The 15,830-nt window shown below is 67.9% G+C and carries 17 protein-coding genes; 13 read left to right on the top strand and 4 right to left on the bottom strand.

Going from position 1 to position 15,830, the window contains the following annotated elements:
- Nucleotides 1-14: 14 nt before the first annotated feature.
- Nucleotides 15-1,022, top strand: coding sequence for a crotonase/enoyl-CoA hydratase family protein (locus QRN67_RS04315; RefSeq protein WP_285410703.1), 1,008 nt, complete (start codon nt 15-17; stop codon nt 1,020-1,022).
- A gap of 22 nt (nt 1,023-1,044) precedes the next feature.
- On the opposite strand, the gene QRN67_RS04310 is transcribed toward QRN67_RS04315, so the two are convergent.
- Both QRN67_RS04310 and QRN67_RS04305 read right to left on the bottom strand, forming a co-directional pair.
- A complete protein-coding gene (locus QRN67_RS04310; RefSeq protein ID WP_285410702.1) occupies nt 1,045-2,583 on the bottom strand; it encodes an alpha/beta hydrolase family protein in 1,539 nt (512 codons plus the stop codon).
- 198 nt (nt 2,584-2,781) lie between these two features.
- Nucleotides 2,782-3,681 (bottom strand): transglutaminase family protein, encoded by a 900-nt coding sequence (locus tag QRN67_RS04305; protein WP_285410701.1) that lies wholly within the window; start codon nt 3,679-3,681, stop codon nt 2,782-2,784.
- Nucleotides 3,682-3,823: 142 nt separating this feature from the next.
- Between QRN67_RS04305 and QRN67_RS04300 the strand changes: the two genes are divergently transcribed.
- Nucleotides 3,824-4,156: an antibiotic biosynthesis monooxygenase family protein gene (locus QRN67_RS04300; protein ID WP_285410700.1), complete on the top strand. Its 333-nt coding sequence runs from the start codon at nt 3,824-3,826 to the stop codon at nt 4,154-4,156.
- A 23-nt stretch (nt 4,157-4,179) separates the two neighbouring features.
- On the opposite strand, the gene mnmC is transcribed toward QRN67_RS04300, so the two are convergent.
- Together mnmC and QRN67_RS04290 are read right to left on the bottom strand one after the other, a co-directional pair.
- Nucleotides 4,180-6,021, bottom strand: coding sequence for a bifunctional tRNA (5-methylaminomethyl-2-thiouridine)(34)-methyltransferase MnmC2/FAD-dependent 5-carboxymethylaminomethyl-2-thiouridine(34) oxidoreductase MnmC1 (gene mnmC, locus QRN67_RS04295; protein WP_285410699.1), 1,842 nt, complete (start codon nt 6,019-6,021; stop codon nt 4,180-4,182).
- 87 nt (nt 6,022-6,108) lie between these two features.
- Entirely contained in the window at nt 6,109-6,381 is a 273-nt protein-coding gene (locus QRN67_RS04290) for an oxidative damage protection protein (RefSeq protein ID WP_081269375.1), read from the bottom strand.
- 137 nt (nt 6,382-6,518) lie between these two features.
- Here QRN67_RS04290 and QRN67_RS04285 point away from each other — a divergent pair, with 137 nt between their 5' ends.
- The 11 genes from QRN67_RS04285 (at nt 6,519) to QRN67_RS04235 (ending at nt 15,622) form a co-directional block, all read left to right on the top strand.
- Nucleotides 6,519-7,559 (top strand): sulfate ABC transporter substrate-binding protein, encoded by a 1,041-nt coding sequence (locus tag QRN67_RS04285; RefSeq protein WP_081269376.1) that lies wholly within the window; start codon nt 6,519-6,521, stop codon nt 7,557-7,559.
- A gap of 136 nt (nt 7,560-7,695) precedes the next feature.
- Entirely contained in the window at nt 7,696-8,280 is a 585-nt protein-coding gene (gene ssuE / locus QRN67_RS04280) for an NADPH-dependent FMN reductase (RefSeq protein WP_081269377.1), read from the top strand.
- A 123-nt stretch (nt 8,281-8,403) separates the two neighbouring features.
- Nucleotides 8,404-8,541: a hypothetical protein gene (locus QRN67_RS04275; protein WP_172839890.1), complete on the top strand. Its 138-nt coding sequence runs from the start codon at nt 8,404-8,406 to the stop codon at nt 8,539-8,541.
- Between the two features lie 31 nt (nt 8,542-8,572).
- On the top strand, nt 8,573-9,529 hold the full coding sequence (locus tag QRN67_RS04270; RefSeq protein WP_285410696.1) for a sulfonate ABC transporter substrate-binding protein: 957 nt from the start codon (nt 8,573-8,575) through the stop codon (nt 9,527-9,529).
- Nucleotides 9,529-10,698, top strand: a complete 1,170-nt coding sequence (ssuD, locus tag QRN67_RS04265; protein WP_285410695.1) for an FMNH2-dependent alkanesulfonate monooxygenase — start codon at nt 9,529-9,531, stop codon at nt 10,696-10,698. The genes QRN67_RS04270 and ssuD overlap by 1 nt, the downstream gene beginning before the upstream one ends.
- A 13-nt stretch (nt 10,699-10,711) precedes the next feature.
- Entirely contained in the window at nt 10,712-11,557 is an 846-nt protein-coding gene (gene ssuC, locus QRN67_RS04260) for an aliphatic sulfonate ABC transporter permease SsuC (protein ID WP_106934378.1), read from the top strand.
- Nucleotides 11,558-11,567: 10 nt separating this feature from the next.
- Nucleotides 11,568-12,542, top strand: a complete 975-nt coding sequence (locus QRN67_RS04255; RefSeq protein ID WP_081269381.1) for an aliphatic sulfonate ABC transporter substrate-binding protein — start codon at nt 11,568-11,570, stop codon at nt 12,540-12,542.
- Between the two features lie 5 nt (nt 12,543-12,547).
- Nucleotides 12,548-13,390 carry an ATP-binding cassette domain-containing protein gene (locus QRN67_RS04250; RefSeq protein WP_285410693.1) on the top strand — a complete coding sequence of 281 codons (843 nt, stop codon included), beginning with the start codon at nt 12,548-12,550 and terminating at the stop codon, nt 13,388-13,390.
- A 38-nt stretch (nt 13,391-13,428) separates the two neighbouring features.
- The gene (locus QRN67_RS04245) at nt 13,429-14,718 is read left to right on the top strand and encodes an O-acetylhomoserine aminocarboxypropyltransferase/cysteine synthase family protein (protein ID WP_285410692.1); all 1,290 of its coding nucleotides are present in this window, start codon (nt 13,429-13,431) and stop codon (nt 14,716-14,718) included.
- 17 nt (nt 14,719-14,735) lie between these two features.
- Nucleotides 14,736-15,332: a malonic semialdehyde reductase gene (locus QRN67_RS04240; protein WP_081269384.1), complete on the top strand. Its 597-nt coding sequence runs from the start codon at nt 14,736-14,738 to the stop codon at nt 15,330-15,332.
- A 74-nt stretch (nt 15,333-15,406) separates the two neighbouring features.
- Nucleotides 15,407-15,622 carry a TOBE domain-containing protein gene (locus tag QRN67_RS04235; protein WP_007829250.1) on the top strand — a complete coding sequence of 72 codons (216 nt, stop codon included), beginning with the start codon at nt 15,407-15,409 and terminating at the stop codon, nt 15,620-15,622.
- Nucleotides 15,623-15,830 lie beyond the last annotated feature (208 nt).

The following is a 15,830-nucleotide window of genomic DNA, read 5'->3' as shown; positions in this document are numbered from 1 at the left end:
TCGGCGGTTTGCCTGTGGTGGGGGGCGATGCTACAAGCGTGGCGCGACCCGTTCCAACACACAGGAGACAAGAGACCATGCCAGTTTTCGACACCGTCCTGATCGACAAGGACCCGCAGCATCCGCGCATCGCGCGCCTCGTGCTCAACCGCCCCGAGAAGCTCAATGCCATCGGCGAGACCACGCCCTCGGAGATCCGCCGCGCGGTCGAGTGGGCCGGGGCCGACGACGAGGTACACGTCATCGTGGTCGAGGGCGCGGGCCGCGCCTTCTGCGCCGGCTACGACCTTGGCGACTACGCCGAGGGCCGAGGCCGCGAAGGGCACGGCGACCACCCCTGCCGGCAGGAGAAGACGCCTTGGGACCCGATGCTGGACTACGCCGCCATGAAGGGCAACACCGACGACTTCATGGCCCTCTGGCGCAGCCGCAAGCCCACCATCGCCAAGGTGCACGGCTACGCAGTGGCCGGCGGCAGCGACATCGCGCTGTGCTGCGACCTGCTCGCCATGGCCGACGACGCACGCATCGGCTACATGCCCACGCGCGTGTGGGGCTGCCCGACCACCGCCATGTGGACCTATCGGCTCGGCGCCATGCGCGCCAAGCACCTCATGTTCACCGGCGACACCATCGACGGAAAGCAGGCGGCCGAATGGGGCCTGGCGAACTTCTCCGTGCCCGCCGACCGGCTCGACCAGGCCACGCTGAAGCTGGCCCTTCGCATCGCGGGCGTGCCGCGTTCGCACCTGATGATGCACAAGCTCGTGGTCAACCAGGTCTGGCATTCGATGGGGCTGGAACAGAGCCAGATGTTCGCCACCGTGTTCGACGGCATCACGCGCCACAACCCGGAGGGCATGTGGTTCCGTCGGCAGGCGGAGGCCGAGGGCTTCAAGAGCGCCGTCGCGTGGCGCGACAGCGGGCGGGATATTCCGGAAGGCGACGAGGCCCGGGCGCTCGTCGCGCGGCTGGAGGCGCAGTTGGCGCAAGCGCGGGCAGCTGTGCCGCCCGCGGCCTGACCACGCTTTCGGCTGGCTGCGCTCAGGCCGGACAGGGGTGCGCGAAGGCTGCAGCCGGGCGCGTAGCCTTGCTTGTGTTGCTTTCGTCGACTGTGCCAAGTGGGCGGGTGAACTTGCAACCGTAGTCCGGTGCGGCCACCGTGGCCGGGGTGAGTACGTCGTCACCCAATGGCTTCGCGCCGGCGGGATCGCGCTCCCACTTGATCATCGCGTCGAAGGCCTCGACCTGTTCCTTCACCGTGAAGTCGCAATGCGTGATGCCGCGCACCGCACGCTGCACCAGCCACTGGCTGTTGCCCTTGGCCGCCACGCGCTTGTTGTAGATCTGTTCCATGCTGAAGGGCACGTACAGGTCCCCGAGCGTATGCAGTGTCACCACGGGGATCTTGAATTCGCCGTTGGCCTTGGGAATCCAGCGCAATCCGTCGGTGCGCAGCCGGTTGGCGTCTGCGGCGGCCGTGAGCTTGAGCACCGACGCGTTCAGCGCGCTCGAACCCGGGATGTCGCCTTCGATCGTGTACGTGAAGCGGTTGGTGTCCAGCGTGCTCTTGTTCAGGATGCCGTTGACGGTGCCGTCACTGCCGAACACGCCCCACACGGCGGCGAATGACCCGCCCGACTTGAAGCCCAGGTCGAACATTGGGCGCTGGCCGCCGGTCAGGTTCTCGATCACCGAGGCGTACTTGGCCCCGGTGGCGGATGTGTCGATATTGGGCGGGGTGGTCGTGAAGCTCGTGAACAGCGTCGAGCCCACTTGCGCCGAGATGTCCGCCCAGTTGGGCGTCGGGTACTTCGGCAGCCCGGCCAGAGCCTGGGCTGTGACTTGTGCGGCGGCAAAGTAGTCGAACAGCTCCGTGTCGCCCACCACGCCGCACATCGGCACCGCGCCGTTGTACTTCACCTTGTGGTTGGCCGTGGCGTAGGTTTCGTCCTCGATGGCAGCCGCCGTGATGTGGCCGCCCATCGAATGGCCGGTGATGAATATCTTCGACGGCGCGGCCAGGTTGCGGCCGCGGGCCTTGGCGATGGCGTTGAACTGCAGGGCGAGGGCGTTGGTGTCTTCCACGCCGGCGCGCACGTCGTAGTAGTTCTTGCTGTAGCTGGAGGCGGCCCAGGCGTAGCCGTTCTGGATCAGGTAGCGGCGGATGGTGGGCGTGCCGGCTTGCAGCAGGTTGCCTTCGCCCGCATAGCCGTGCGCATACATCACGAGCTGGCCGTTCCAGTTGGCGGGCACCTCGACGTTGTACTGGGCCCCACCCAGCATGCCGGCCCAGCGGCTGGTCGTGCTGTTGTCGACCGTGTCGCTGCCGTCCGCCGCGAGCGCGGCGAAGGTGGTGGCCGAGGGATCCGCCGGCGCGAACGAATTGCGGCTGTCCTGCAGGCGGGTTTCTTCGGCGACGGGAGCGGGGGGCGGCGCGGGAGGCGGCGGTGCGGCAGGCGCGGGTGCGGGCGTGGGCGCGGGAATGAAGCCGAGGCTGTTGCCGCCGCCGCCTCCACCGCCGCAGGATGCGACCGCGAGGCTGGCTGCCAGTGCAAGAAGTGTCAGGCGTGCTGAATGCATGGGGTGTCTCTCTCCGTTCTTGTGAGTTCTCGAGAAGAAATGACCGGCGCGGCGCTGCACCCGCGATCGTTCAGAACGATCGTGCTATTTCGCTGGCCGGCGGCGCAGCGTAGAGGTGTTGGGGAATGTGGCGCTGCGGGGTTTCCCGCAACGGCTATCGCCTGCGCGACAGCACCCGTCGATCGACGGGGGCGCGCCTCAGTTCTTGCGGCGCGTGACCACCACCGTCGCCTCGAGGCCTTCGTAGGCCTCGGCATCGCCGTACCAGCTGCCGGAGATCGGCGCCGCCTGCGCCGGATCGCGCGTGACGCCGACGCGGATCAGCTGGCCGCTGCCCATCAGGTTGTTGGTCGGGTCGAAGGCCATCCAGCCGATGCCCGGCAGGTAGGCCTGCAGCCACGCGTGCGTGGTGCCGGCGCCGGTCATCGAATCGCCCTTGGCCTGTGCCGCGGTGTCGAGCGCGGCGTCGTAGATGTAGCCGGAGACGAAGCGCGTGGCGATGCCCAGGCGCCGCGCCGCTTCCATCATCAGCAGCGCGTAGTCGCGGCAGCTGCCGCTGCCCAGCGCCAGGGTGGCGAGCGGTGTCTGGGTGCCTTCTTCGTCGCGCGCCTTGTATTCGAGGCTCTGGCCGATGTGCGCGTTCATGCGCGCGAGCACCTCGCGCGTGCTGTTGGGCTTGTCGGTGTGCAGGAACTGGTGGGCCCAGCGGATCAGCGCGCCCTGCGTGTCGTCGTCGTGGTGCGGGCGCAGGTAGTGCTCGAGGTCCAGGCGCTCCTGCACCGTATAGGCGAAGGGCAGGAATTCGGCGGCGGGATCGAGCGCCAGCTGGTCCTGCTGGGCGGGCACATGCTCGATGGTGAACGAGCACACGATGCGCAGCTCGGTCGCCTCGCCCATCGGCTGCACCAGCGCGACGGAATTGGAGTGCGGGTCCTGGATCAGTCGGGTGAAGGCCTCCGGGCTCACCTGCAGGTCGGTGGCGAGCACGCGCAGGTCATGGCTGTCGCGCGGTCGGAACATCACGCGGTGCAGACCGAAAGTGACCGGCTTGTTGTAGCGGTAGACGGTGGTGTGCTTGATGTCGTATTGGGTGGCCATGCGTTGCATTCTCACGCGTTCGAATGAAGGACGGTTGGTTGATTGCAGTACCCATGCCGCAGAATCAGCCCCCGTTTGGCCCCCGTCCGGCCCGCACCGGGCCGGGCTTTTGCCGACTTTCCCGGGAGGTTTCGATTCCGCCATGTACTCCGCCACCTTCATCTTTGCCAAGAAGCAGTTCGACGACGAGTTCCACCGCCTCGACCAGACCATCGCCGCCGCGGCGAAGTCGCTGCCCGGCTACCTGGGCGAGGAGACGTGGGAGAACCCCGGCAACGGGCTGGTGTCGAACGTCTACTACTGGGACTCGCTGGACAGCCTGCAGGCGCTGATCCGCCACCCCGTGCACCAGCAAGCGAAGGCCGCGCAGGCGAACTGGCTCGACGGGTACAAGGTCGTGATTTCCGAGGTGCTGCGCACCTACGGCGACACTCGCATCGACCACATGCTGGCGCCTTCGCGGCAGCCCGGCTGACGACCTGCCCGAACGGGCGCGCCTCAGAGGCGCTGGGTGCCTAGCGCCTTGGCCAGCGTGGCTGGCAACGGCAGCGGCTCGGCATGCCACTGCGCGGCCAGAAGCTCGGCGCACAGCGCCGCGAAGCTCAGGCCGCGCGAGCCCAGCGCGGTGCACGCCCAGAGGCCCGTGGCGGAGCCTTCGAGCGGACCGACCAGCGGGCGCCGGTCGCCCGAGGCGCAGCGGATGCCCACCCAGCTTTCGACATCGCCCCGTGCGAAAGAAGGCGCCAGCGCTGCGGCGGAAGCGGGATGCAACCGGCTCAGCCGTTCGCGGTTCGCATCGGCGTCGGCTGCCGTCGGTGCGAGGTCGGTGCTGTCGCGATCGAAGGTCGCACCGGCCAGCCAGATCGGGGCGCCGGCGCCGTTGGGTACATGGGCGATCAGGTGGCCGTCGCCGTTGATCGGGGTTGCGGGCAACGCGGCGCCATCGGGCATGGGCCCCCAGGCGACCTGGCCGCGCACCGGCTGCAGCGGAAGGGCGGGTGCGAAGCGGCCTGATTCATGGCCGGCGCAGACGACCACGCGGTCCGCCTCGGCCAGCAGTTGGCCGGCCGGGTCATGCAACTGCCAGTCGCCGCCAGCCTCCCGCTCCAGCCGCGCCACGCGGCAACCGCCGCGGAACTCGACGCCCGGCTGGCGCAGCCAGGCTGCGATCAGCCGGTGCGGCCGCACCCACGCCGCGCGCCCATGCCAGAGCGCGGCGGCGTCGCCGGGCAGGCCGACAGTTTCCAGTTGCCCGTCGTTCGCGGGCCAGGACTCGTTGGGGCCGCTGGCGCTCCAGCCTGCAGGCACGCGCACGTCGCCGTCAGGCCGGCGCTCGAGCACGCCGCTGGCGCGCCAGTCGCGGCCTTCTTCCAGCAGCCTCTCGAGTTCCGTCCAGGTGGCGCGGATGCCGGCGCGCGTGAGCCGCGACAGCAGCGCGTCGTCCGGCGACACATGCGGCGCGAGCATGCCCACGGGCAGCCCCGACGCACCGGAGGCTGGCCAGTCGGCCGCGTCGAGCACGGTGACCCGCCAGCCGCGCCGCGCCAGGCTCGCCGCCACCGCCGCACCGGCCAGGCCGGCGCCGATGACGGCGCAGCGCCCCGGTGCCCCGATGCGCTCGGGCACGGGTTCGCGCCGGCGCACCGTCCAGGCGGGTGCGAACACGCCGCGCAGGCAGTCGCGCTTGGGTGGCAGGCCCTGGTGTTTCTCGACCGTGAAGCCGTATTGGGCCAGCGCATCGCGGATCGCCCGCGCGATGGTCCAGGTGGCGATGCGGGTGCCTTGCCGTGCGAAGCGCGACACGGCCTTCAGCGTGTCCGCCGACCACATGCCGGGGTTCTGCTGCGGGCTGAAGCCGTCAAGAAAGATGCTGTCGGCGTCGAAGCGCTGCGCGCGCAGCATCGGCTGCACGTCGCCGATGCACAGCGTGAGCAGCACCCGGCCATCGTCGAAGGCCAGGCGGTGGAAGCCCGGCAGCAGCCCGTGCCACTGCGCGGCCAGTTCGCCGGCCAGCGCAGCGAGCTCGGGGTAGGCCCCGGCCGCGCGCAGCAGGTCGCCGGACGAGACCGGATGCGCCTCGATAGAAACGAAGTGCAGCATGCGCGGCCGCTCGGGATCCGCGCGCCACGCCTGCCAGGTTGTCAGGAAATTGAGGCCAAGCCCGAAGCCGGTTTCGAGAACCAGCCATTGCGGCTGTCCGGCCCAGGCCTCGGGCAGGCCGCAGCCGCCCAGGAACACATGGCGCGATTGCGCCAGTGCGCCGGTTTCGGTGTGGTAGATGTCGTCGAAGCGTTCGCTGCGCGGCACGCCGTCGGCGCGCCAGGTCACTGGTTCAGCCATGACGGAACGATCCAGAGGGCCTCTTCACCAGGGGCACCGCGGAACCGGCTTTGCCGGGCCGCCGGCGAAGTGCGCGAAGACTGGAGGTCAGGCCGATGGCGGTACGTAGCCTTGCGCCACGTCGGCGCCTTCGCCGAAGAAGTGCTTTTCCATCTGGCGCGCCAGGTACTGGCGGGCGCGCAGGTCGGCCAGGTTCAGCCGGTTTTCATTGACCAGCATCGTCTGCTGCTTCAGCCAGGCGGCCCAGGCCTCCTTGCTGACGTTCTCCCACAGGCGCTTGCCCAGTTCTCCGGGATAGGGCGGGAAGTCGAGCCCTTCGGCCTCTTTGCCGAGCTTGATGCACTGAACCATGCGTGCCATTTCTGTTGCCTCTGGTGGGGAAAGCGGTTGCTTAGTTGATTTAGCTATTTAGAACTGAAAACTTGGTCGTTCCAGTTTCTATATGTCGTATTGAGAATACGCAGCTTCATTGATATGCCTTTTTAGAGCAAGACACCATGAGCCTTCGCCGCGACTTTATCAAGCTTTCCCTGGGTGCCGGCGTGGCCGGTGCCATGGCCCTGTCGGCATTGCCGACGTTCGCCCAAGGCGGCGCGGGTCCCGTGACGCTGCTGAACGTGTCCTATGACCCGACCCGCGAGCTGTACGTGGACTACAACCAGGCCTTCGCCAAGTACTGGAAGGCCAAGACCGGCCAGGACGTCACGGTCAAGCAGTCGCACGGCGGCTCGGGCAAGCAGGCCCGCTCGATCATCGACGGCATCGACGCCGACGTGGCCACGCTGGCCCTGGGCGGCGACATCGACGCGCTCGTCACGCACGGCGGCCTCGTCAAGCCAGACTGGCAGAAGCGCCTGCCGCATAACTCGGCGCCGTACACCTCGACCATCGTGTTCCTGGTGAAGAAGGGCAACCCCAAGGGCCTGAAGGACTGGGACGACCTGGTCAAGCCCGGCGTGCAGGTGATCACCCCCAACCCCAAGACCTCAGGCGGCGCCCGCTGGAACTACCTGGCCGCGTGGGAATTCGCCAAGCGCAAGTACGGCGGCGACGCCAAGGCCAAGGAATACATCGGCAACCTGTTCAAGAACGTGCCGGTGCTCGACACCGGCGCGCGCGGCGCGACCATCACCTTCGTGCAGCGCGGCGTGGGCGACGTGCTGCTGGCCTGGGAGAACGAAGCCTTCCTGGCGCTGAAGGAATTCGGCCCGGAGAAGTTCGAGATCGTGGTGCCTTCGATCTCCATCCTGGCCGAGCCCAGCGTGGCGGTGGTCGACAAGGTCGTCGACAAGAAGGGCACGCGTGCCGTGGCCGAGGAATACCTGAAGTACCTGTACTCGGACGAAGGCCAGGACATTGCCGGGCGCAACTTCTACCGCCCGACATCGGACAAGGCCAAGGCCAAGTACGACAAGCAGTTCCCCAAGCTCACGCTGGTGACCATCGACCAGGCCTTCGGCGGTTGGGCGAAGGCGGACAAGGAGCACTTCGCGGATGGCGGCTCCTTCGACCAGATCTACGCACCAAAACAGAAGTAACCCCCCAGGCTGCGCGCACTTCGTGTCGCTTCGCCCACCCCCCTGCCGGGGGCGGGCCGGCCGCTTCGGGCGGCCGTGCGCGGCGGCCCCCAGGCATTCGCGCTCCTCGCTCCTCTTTACCGAACGAAAGTCTCTTGTGTCCGTTCTCCTGATTGCCGGCAGCCCTTCGGCCCCGTCCCGTTCCACCGCCTTGCTCGAAGCGGTGGGTGAGCGGCTGGCCCAGCGCCATGCCCGCATCGAGCGGCTCGCCATTCGCGACCTGCCGGCGCAGGCGCTGCTGCTGGCCGAGTGGAACCATCCGGCCATCGTCGACGCGATCGCCAAGGTTGCCGAGGCCCGCGTGGTCGTGGTGGCCACGCCGGTCTACAAGGCCGCCTACAGCGGCGTGCTCAAGGTCTTTCTCGATCTGCTTTCGCAGAACGCCCTCAAGGGCAAGACGGTGCTTCCGCTGGCCACCGGCGGCAGCCCGCACCACATGCTCGCGCTCGACTACGCCCTGCGGCCCGTGCTGCAGTCGCTGTCGGCGCGCCACATCCTGCCGGGCGTGTACGCCAGCGATTCGCAGATCACGCTGACGCCCGAGAACGCCTACCAGGTGCACCACGACCTGGCCGAACGGCTCAACGAAGCCGTCGAAGTGCTGGCCACCGAAGGCCTGAAGCTGCCGCCAACCCACGGCTTCGAGCCGGTGCCCTTCTCGCGCGTGCGATGTAGCGTCTGAGGCCGGGGCTCCGCGCGAGCCCGGCTCTTTCGACCTCATCCCTGATCCCGCTTTTTGAGAACCGCCTGTGCGCGGCGCGGGACAGCTTTTGCCCGACGTTTTGCAACACCAAGGAATCCACGCATGAACCCCGTTGCCACCGAAGACTCCGTGCTCGACGCCTCGCCGCGCTCCCTCTGGCACGCGCTGGGCGATCTGGCTGCCAGCGTCATCGTCGTCAGCGCCATCGCGCTGATCGTGAGTTTCATCGCCGCCGCGTGAGCACGCGGCTCAACCACATCCAGGCATTGCCATGACATTGATTTCCACACCCCGCCGCCGGCTCATCCAGGGCGTTGCCGCCGCCGCCGTGCTGCCGTCTTTCGCCGCGCTGGCCCAGGCGCCTGCGCGCCAACTCCGCATCGGCAACCAGAAAGGGCCGCTGAGCGTCCTCAAGGGCCGCGGAACGCTCGAGAAGCGTCTGGCGCCGCTGGGCGTGACCGTGAAGTGGACCGAGTTCACCGCCGGCCCCGTGCAGCTCGAAGCATTGAACGTCGGCTCGATCGACTTCGGCGACGTGGGCGAGGCGCCCCCCATCTTCGCGCAGGCTGCCGGCGCGCCGCTGGCCTATGTGGCTGCGACCGTGCCGCGTCCGAAGGCCGAGGCGGTGCTCGTGCCCAAGGGCTCGGCCATCAAGACCGTGGCCGACCTGAAGGGCAAGAAGATCGCGCTCAACAAGGGCTCGAACGTCCACTACTTCATCGTCAAGCTGTTCGAGAAGCACGGCCTGCCGTATGCCGACCTGAACCTGGTCTACCTGCCGCCGGCCGATGCGCGCGCCGCCTTCGAGAAGGGCTCGGTCGACGCCTGGGTCATCTGGGATCCGTTCCTTGCCGCGGCCGAGAAATCGCTCGACGCGCGCATCCTGGCTGACGCCACCGGCGTGGTGGGCAACCGCGGGTACTACTTCTCGTCGCTCGACTACGTGGCCAGGAACGCCGACGTGCTGGCCATCGCGGTCGAGGAGATCAACAAGATCGACGTCTGGGGTGCAGCCAACAAGGGCGACTACGCGGGCGAGCTCGCCACGCTCTGGGGCCTGCCGAAGCCGGTGGCCGATCTTTCCGTGGGCCGCGTGGACTACGGCACCGCAGCCATCACCAAGGCCATCCTCGCCGAGCAGCAACAGATCGCCGACACCTTCTTCGCGCTGAAGCTGATCCCCAAGAAGATCAACGTGCTCGAAGCAGCCGGCGCCGGAGTCGCGTGATGCAGATCTTCTGGTTCCTCCCCACGCACGGCGACAGCCGCTACCTGGGCACGAGCGAAGGCGCGCGCCCCATCGACCTGGCCTACCTGCAGCAGATTGCCGGCGCGGCCGACAACCTCGGCTACGAGGGCGTGCTCATTCCCACGGGCCGTTCGTGCGAAGACCCGTGGGTCATTGCGTCGAGCCTGATCGGCGCGACCAGGAAGCTCAAGTTCCTGGTGGCGGTGCGCCCGGGCCTGCACCAGCCCAGCCTGGCCGCGCGCATGGCCGCGACCTTCGACCGGCTCTCCGGCGGCCGCCTGCTGGTGAACCTGGTGACGGGCGGCGACCAGGCCGAGCTGGAGGGCGACGGCGTCTATCTCGACCATGCCGCGCGCTACGAGCAGTCGGCCGAATTCATCCGCATCTGGCGCGAGATCATCGCGCGCAGCCATGACGGGCAGTCCTTCGACTACGAAGGCCAACACCTGAGCGTGAAGGGCGCCAAGCTGCTGTACCCGCCGGTGCAGAAGCCGTATCCGCCCGTGTGGTTCGGCGGTTCGTCGGCCGCGGCGCACGAGCTTGCGGCGGAGCAGGTCGATGCCTACCTCACCTGGGGCGAGCCGCCCGCGGAAGTCGCCAAGAAGATTGCCGACGTGCGCGCCCGCGCCGAGCGCAAGGGCCGCAAGGTGGAGTTCGGCATTCGCCTGCACGTGATCGTGCGCGAGACCGAAGACGCCGCCTGGAAAGCCGCGGAGGAACTGATCAGCCGCGTGGACGACGAGACCGTGATCCGCGCACAGGCCGCTTTTGCGCGCATGGACTCCGAAGGCCAGCGCCGCATGGCCGCGCTGCATGCGGGCGGCGCGAAGCGCTCGCGCGCCGACCTGGAGATCGCGCCGAACCTGTGGGCCGGCGTGGGCCTGGTGCGCGGCGGAGCAGGCACCGCACTGGTGGGCGATGCGAAGACCGTCGCCGCGCGCATCGAGGAATACGCGGCGCTCGGCCTCGACAAGTTCATTCTCTCGGGCTACCCGCACCTGGAGGAGGCCTACCGCTTCGCCGAGCTGGTGTTCCCGCTGCTCTCGCGCAAGGCGAAGACGCAGTTGGCGGGCGGCTCGCTCAGCGGCCCGTTCGGCGAGGTCGTCGCCAACCTCGACGCCCCCTCGCGCCTCGTTTCCCAGAGTTGAAGGACCGCATGCCATGACCGAACAAGTTCAGGAACTGCCGGCCGTCGCGCCGGCCGAAAGCGAAGGCAGCGTGCTCAAGTCCTTCGCGGTCAATGTCGCGAAGCGGCTGGTGCCGTGGCTCGTGCCCGTGGGGCTCATCGTGTTCTGGCAGATCGCGTCGTCGCTGGGCTGGCTCAGCACGCGCGTGCTGCCGGCACCGGTCGATGTGGTCAAGGCCGCGTGGAACCTCACGGTGTCGGGCGAGCTGTGGACGCATGTGAAGGTCAGTGCCGGGCGTGCGCTGGCGGGGCTGGCCATCGGTGGCGGGGCGGGGCTGGCGCTCGGCCTGCTCACCGGTTCGGTGAAGTTCGCCGAGACGCTGCTCGACTCGACCATCCAGATGGTGCGCAACATTCCCGCGCTGGCGTTGATTCCGCTGGTGATCCTGTGGTTCGGCATCGACGAATCGGCCAAGCTGTTTTTGATCTCGGTGTCGGTGTTCTTCCCCATCTACCTGAACACCTTTCACGGCATCCGCAACGTCGATCCGCAGCTGATCGAGATGGGCCGCACCTACGGCCTGTCGCGCTGGCAGCTGTACCGCGAGGTGATCCTGCCGGGGGCGCTGTCGTCCATCCTCGTGGGGCTGCGCTTCTCGCTGGGGCTGATGTGGGTGATCCTGATCGTGGCCGAAACCATCTCGGCGCAGGCCGGCATCGGCTACCTCACGATGAACGCCCGCGAGTTCCTGCAGACCGACATCGTGCTGGTGGGCATCCTGCTGTACGCGCTGCTCGGCAAGCTGGCCGACCTGTTCGCGCGCGGACTGGAGCAATGGTGGCTGCGTTGGCATCCCGGCTACCAGCGCAAGGCGAAGTGAGGGCAGGGGCATGACGACGCATTCATCCGACATCTCGCGCCGCACGGCCATTGCGACCCTGGCCGCGCTGGGCTCGGGCGCGGTGCTCGCGCAGGGCTTGGCCGCGCGGCCCGTGACCGTGCGGCTGGGCTACCAGAAGTCTTCCACGCTGATCGCCGTGCTGAAGGCACAGGGCGTGCTCGAAAAGCAACTCGCACCGCTCAACGCCACGCTGAGCTGGCACGAGTTCACCAGCGGCCTGCCGCTGCTGGAGGCGCTGAACCTCGACAACCTCGACATCAGCGCCGACGTGGCCGACACCGTGCCGGTGTTCGCACAGGCGGCCGGCGCCGAGCTGACTTTCATCGCGCAGGAGGCGCCGTCGCCCGCCGCGCAGGCCATCGTGGTGCGCGAAGACTCGCCGATCAGGACCGTGGCCGATCTCAAGGGCAGGAAGGTCGGCTTCGCGAAGGCAGCCGGCGCGCACTACCTGCTGATCGCCGCGCTCGACAAGGCCGGCCTGTCGTTCAGGGACATCGAGCCCGCCTACCTCACGCCCGCCGACGGCCGTGCCGCGTTCGAGAAAGGCGCGATCGACGCATGGGTGGTGTGGGACCCGTTCCTGGCCGCAGCGCAGCGCCAGTCGAAGGTGCGCGTGCTGGCCGACGGCGCGGGCATCGCGTCTTACCAGCGCTACTACCTTGCCAGCACCAAGTTCGCGAAGGCGCGGCCCGACGTGCTGCGCGTGGTCTACGCCGAGCTGGAAAAGACCGGCAAATGGGTCAAGCAGAACCCGAAGGACGCGGCGGCGCTGCTGTCGCCCGTTTGGGGCCTGGACGGCGCGACCATCGAGCAGGCCAACGCCCGCCGCAGCTATGCGGTGCGGCCGGTCGTGGCCGAGGGCCTGACAGAACAGCAGCGCATCGCCGATGCCTTCTTCGCCGAGAAGCTGCTGCCCAGAAAAATCGATGCGCTGAATGTGGCGCTGTTCAAACCCGGAGCCTGAAGCCCATGAGTGCCGTCCTGAAAGACATCCAATCCCAGGCCCCCTCGCCGGCGATTCCCGGCGGCGTGCGCCTGGAAGCGCGCGGCCTGCACAAGCGCTACGGCGCGCGCGAGGTGCTGCGCAACACCCGGCTCGCCATCGAGCCCGGCCAGTTCATCGCCATCGTCGGACGCAGCGGCTGCGGCAAGAGCACGCTGCTGCGGCTCATCGCCGGACTGGAGGAGCCGACCTCCGGCGGGCTCTACACCGACGGCAAGCAGGTGCACGGCCTGCACGACGACACCCGCATCATGTTCCAGGAGGCGCGCCTCTTGCCGTGGCGCCGCGTGCTCGACAACGTGACGCTGGGCCTGTCGAACGATGCGAAGACGCGCGGCAAGGAGGTGCTCGCGCAGGTCGGCCTGGCCGACCGCGAGAACGAATGGCCGGCGCGCCTGTCGGGCGGCCAGCGGCAGCGCGTGGCACTGGCGCGCGCGCTGGTGCACCACCCGCGCCTGCTGCTGCTTGACGAGCCGCTGGGCGCGCTGGATGCATTGACGCGCATCGAGATGCACCGGCTCATCGAGAACCTGTGGCAGCGCCACCGCTTTACCGCGCTGCTGGTGACGCACGACGTGCAGGAAGCCGTGGCGCTGGCCGACCGCGTGATCCTCATCGAGGACGGCCGCATCGCGCTCGACGAGAACATCGCGCTGGCCCGCCCGCGCTCGCAGGGCGACCCGGCCTTCGCCGCAATCGAGAAACGAATCCTCGACAGGGTGCTGCAGAAGCCGGAAGACACCGCGCCCGAGAGCACCGACGCCAGCTGGCTCACGACACCGGCGCACGCATTGCGCTGGGCGATCTGAGCTTCTTCATCCATCAGCCCATCCTGAAAGGTAGTCGCATGTCGCAGAACTGGAAATTCGAAACCCTGTCGGTGCACGCCGGCTATTCGCCCGAACCGACCACGCGCGCGGTCGCGCCTCCCATCTACCAGACGGTGGCGTATGCCTTCGACAGCGCGCAGCACGGCGCGGACCTGTTCGACCTGAAGGTGCCGGGCAACATCTACACCCGCATCAACAACCCGACGCAGGACGTGCTGGAGCAGCGCGTGGCGGCGCTCGAAGGCGGCATTGCCGCGCTCGCCCTGGCCTCGGGCCAGGCGGCCGTGACCTACGCGATCCAGACCATCGCTGAGGCGGGCGACAACATCATCAGCAGCACGGCGCTGTATGGCGGCACCTACAACCTGTTCGCCCACACGCTGCCGCAGTTCGGCATCACCACGCGCTTCGCGGACCATCGTGATCCGTCCAGCTTCGAGAAGCTGTTCGACGACAGGACCAAGGCGGTGTTCGTCGAATCGCTGGGCAACCCGGCGGGCAACGTGACCGACATCGCGGCCATTGCCGAGATCGCGCACCGCCACGGCGTGCCGCTCATCGTCGACAACACCGTCCCGTCGCCGTACCTGAGCCGCCCCATCGAGCACGGCGCCGACATCGTGGTGCATTCGCTCACCAAGTACCTGGGCGGCCACGGCACCAGCATCGGCGGTGCCATCGTCGATTCGGGCAAGTTCCCTTGGGCCGAGCACAAGCAACGCTTCAGGCGGCTGAACGAGCCCGACGTGAGCTACCACGGCGTGGTCTACACCGAGGCGCTGGGCCCGGCGGCGTACATCGGCCGTGCGCGCGTGGTGCCGCTGCGCAATACGGGCGCGGCCATCTCGCCGTTCAACGCCTTCCTGATCCTGCAGGGCATCGAGACGCTGGCGCTGCGCATGGACCGGATCAGCAGCAACGCACTTGTGGTGGCGCAACACCTGAAGCAGAGCAAGGCCGTGAACTGGGTGAACTACGCGGCGCTCGAAGACCACCCCGACTACCTGTTGGCGAAGAAGTACTTCGGCGGCCGCTCCAGCGGCGTGCTGACATTCGGCATCGGCGCGGGCCGCGAGGGCGGCGCGAAGTTCCTCGATGCGCTGAAGCTCTTCACGCGCCTAGTGAACATCGGCGACGTGCGCTCGCTGGCCACACACCCGGCCTCGACCACGCACCGGCAACTGTCCCCCGAAGAGCTGGCCAGGGCCGGCGTGACGGAAGACACCGTGCGCCTGTCGGTGGGCATCGAGCACATCGACGACCTGATCGCCGACCTCGACCAGGCCCTTGCCGCCGCATCGAACTGAAAGACTTTTTTGAAGAAATGACCGCACTGCAATCCATCCCCGAAGCCGCGCTGGACCAGCTGTTCCGCAAGGCCCGCACCGTGCACGCGTTCAAGCCGGTGCCGGTGACCGACGAGCTGATCCACAAGCTCTACGACCTCGTGAAGTGGGGCCCGACCGCCTTCAACGCCCAGCCGGCGCGCTACGTGTTCGTGCGCAGCGAAGAGGGCAAGGCGAAGCTGAAGCCGGCGGTGTCTGCTGGCAACACCGCGCAGACGCTGGCTGCCGGCGTGACGGTGATCGTGGCGCACGACACGCGCTTCTACGAGCATCTGCCCGCGCAGTTCCCGGCCTACGACGCCAAGCCGCTCTTCGAGAAGAGCGCCGAGGCCGCGCAAGCCACGGCCTTCCGCAACAGCAGCCTGCAGGGCGCCTACCTGATCCTGGCGGCGCGCGCGTTGGGCCTCGACGCGGGGCCGCAGTCGGGCTTCAACGCGGAACTGGTCGACAAGGCCTTCTTCCCCGATGGCCGCTACAAGGCCAACTTCCTGGTGAACCTCGGCGTGGCCGACCACGCCGGCACCTTCGAGCGCGGCCCTCGGCTGGCGTTCGAAGAGGTGGCCGAGATCGTCTGACGGCAGCCACCTCGTCTCATCTTTTTTTCGTGCTTTTCCTCAACGAATTTCCTCAACCCGAAAGAGAACCCATCATGTCCATTCAAGCCATCAACGTACGCAACCAGTTCAAAGGCAAGGTCCGCGAAATCATCCGCGGCGATGTCGTCTCCGAGGTCGATGTCGAGACCGCCTGGGGCATCGTCACTTCGGTCATCACCACGCGCTCGGTCGACGAACTGCAATTGAAGGTGGGCTCCGACGTGGTCGCGCTCGTGAAGTCGACCGAGGTTTCGATCGCGAAGCTCTGACGGACCCTCGGGCATCTGCGACAACCCGGCGCTGTCATGGCGCCGGGTTTTTTCGTTTCTGGGGTGATTGTTTGCAATCGCTTTGGGCGATTTACAGGCGTGTCGAAATCGAATGTGCTGAATGTCAGGAATCCGATGAATCTTTGAAAACCACGCATCAGCCTTGAAGGGGCCGCCATAGCATGCGCCGCGAGATCGCGGTCCATGC

This window comes from Variovorax sp. efr-133-TYG-130, assembly GCF_030208835.1.
Lineage (GTDB): Bacteria > Pseudomonadota > Gammaproteobacteria > Burkholderiales > Burkholderiaceae_C > Variovorax.
The sequence above is the reverse complement of the archived record's forward strand: the minus strand, read 5'-3'. Positions and strand labels throughout refer to the sequence as shown.

Bases quoted from the DNA above. Each gene is read 5' to 3' on its own strand.
- QRN67_RS04250 (WP_285410693.1), top strand. From the start codon at position 12,548: ATGAGTGCCGTCCTGAAAGACATCCAATCCCAGGCCCCCTCGCCGGCG.
- QRN67_RS04300 (WP_285410700.1), top strand. From the start codon at position 3,824: ATGTACTCCGCCACCTTCATCTTTGCCAAGAAGCAGTTCGACGACGAG.
- QRN67_RS04285 (WP_081269376.1), top strand. From the start codon at position 6,519: ATGAGCCTTCGCCGCGACTTTATCAAGCTTTCCCTGGGTGCCGGCGTG.
- QRN67_RS04290 (WP_081269375.1), bottom strand. From the start codon at position 6,381: ATGGCACGCATGGTTCAGTGCATCAAGCTCGGCAAAGAGGCCGAAGGG.
- QRN67_RS04240 (WP_081269384.1), top strand. From the start codon at position 14,736: ATGACCGCACTGCAATCCATCCCCGAAGCCGCGCTGGACCAGCTGTTC.
- ssuC (WP_106934378.1), top strand. From the start codon at position 10,712: ATGACCGAACAAGTTCAGGAACTGCCGGCCGTCGCGCCGGCCGAAAGC.
- mnmC (WP_285410699.1), bottom strand. From the start codon at position 6,021: ATGGCTGAACCAGTGACCTGGCGCGCCGACGGCGTGCCGCGCAGCGAA.
- QRN67_RS04270 (WP_285410696.1), top strand. From the start codon at position 8,573: ATGACATTGATTTCCACACCCCGCCGCCGGCTCATCCAGGGCGTTGCC.
- QRN67_RS04235 (WP_007829250.1), top strand. From the start codon at position 15,407: ATGTCCATTCAAGCCATCAACGTACGCAACCAGTTCAAAGGCAAGGTC.
- ssuD (WP_285410695.1), top strand. From the start codon at position 9,529: ATGCAGATCTTCTGGTTCCTCCCCACGCACGGCGACAGCCGCTACCTG.
- QRN67_RS04275 (WP_172839890.1), top strand. From the start codon at position 8,404: ATGAACCCCGTTGCCACCGAAGACTCCGTGCTCGACGCCTCGCCGCGC.
- QRN67_RS04245 (WP_285410692.1), top strand. From the start codon at position 13,429: ATGTCGCAGAACTGGAAATTCGAAACCCTGTCGGTGCACGCCGGCTAT.
- QRN67_RS04305 (WP_285410701.1), bottom strand. From the start codon at position 3,681: ATGGCCACCCAATACGACATCAAGCACACCACCGTCTACCGCTACAAC.
- QRN67_RS04310 (WP_285410702.1), bottom strand. From the start codon at position 2,583: ATGCATTCAGCACGCCTGACACTTCTTGCACTGGCAGCCAGCCTCGCG.
- QRN67_RS04255 (WP_081269381.1), top strand. From the start codon at position 11,568: ATGACGACGCATTCATCCGACATCTCGCGCCGCACGGCCATTGCGACC.